Below are 948 nucleotides of genomic sequence, written 5' to 3'. Positions count from 1 at the left end.
GACGGCAACATCCTGACCCGCGCCGACGAAAACGACATCGGCTTCTCTCTTGCCGACAAGATTACCGTCGGCAAAGCAGGCAACGGCAACAAACCGCTCGTAATCGACGGTACCGCCGGTCTGATTTCCGGTCTGAGCAACACCAATCTGGGCGGTGCGGACTTTGCCACTAAAGGTCAAGCCGCAAGCGAAGAGCAGCTGAACGCAGCCCAAGCCAACCTGGCGAAACTGCTCGGCGGTAAAGCGGCCAACGACAAAGGCAACGTGACCACCACCGACATCGGCGGCACCGGCAAAGACAACGTCCACGACGCGATTGCCGCAGTCAAAGAAACTGCCGACAAAGGCTGGAACCTGAATGCCAACGACGAAACCTCGTCTGAAAAAATCGGCGCAGGCGACACCGTAACCTTTAAAGAAGGCAAAAACGTCAAAGTCAGCCGCAACGGTAAACACATCACCGTCGCGACTTCAGACGACGTCTCCTTCGACAAAGTGACCGTAGGCGGTAGCGTCCTGACCGACAACGGACTGACTGTGGGCAACGGCAAAGCAGGCAAGCCCGTCAGCCTGACCAAAGACGGTCTGAAAGCAGGCGATGTGAATATCACTGCCGACGGCATTGACGCGGGCAACAAAGCCATCAGCAACGTAGCCAAAGGTACGGCAGACACTGACGCCGTCAACGTCGCCCAGCTGAACGAACAACTCGCCGCCACTGAAAAAACCACCACCGTCGTCGCCGGTAAGAACGTTACCGTCAGCAAAAAAGTGGACGGCAACAACACCGAGTACACCGTTAACGCCGACAAGACCACCCTCAGCCAAGCGGCCAATGGTGCGGTTAAAGTCAGCGAAGGTGCGAAAGACGCCGACGGTGTCACCGACTATGCGCTGGATTTGACCGACGAAGCCAAAGCCGACATCGCCAAAGGCGTCGCGGCGAAA

The 948-nt window shown here is 57.4% G+C and carries 1 pseudogene; it reads left to right on the top strand.

The window, feature by feature from the left end:
* Positions 1 to 948, top strand: a pseudogene (locus tag HMPREF2726_RS03485) (hypothetical protein); the annotation flags it as partial.

Source organism: Neisseria sp. HMSC074B07 (genome assembly GCF_001810355.1).
In the GTDB taxonomy this organism is placed as follows: domain Bacteria; phylum Pseudomonadota; class Gammaproteobacteria; order Burkholderiales; family Neisseriaceae; genus Neisseria.
The sequence above is the reverse complement of the archived record's forward strand: the minus strand, read 5'-3'. Positions and strand labels throughout refer to the sequence as shown.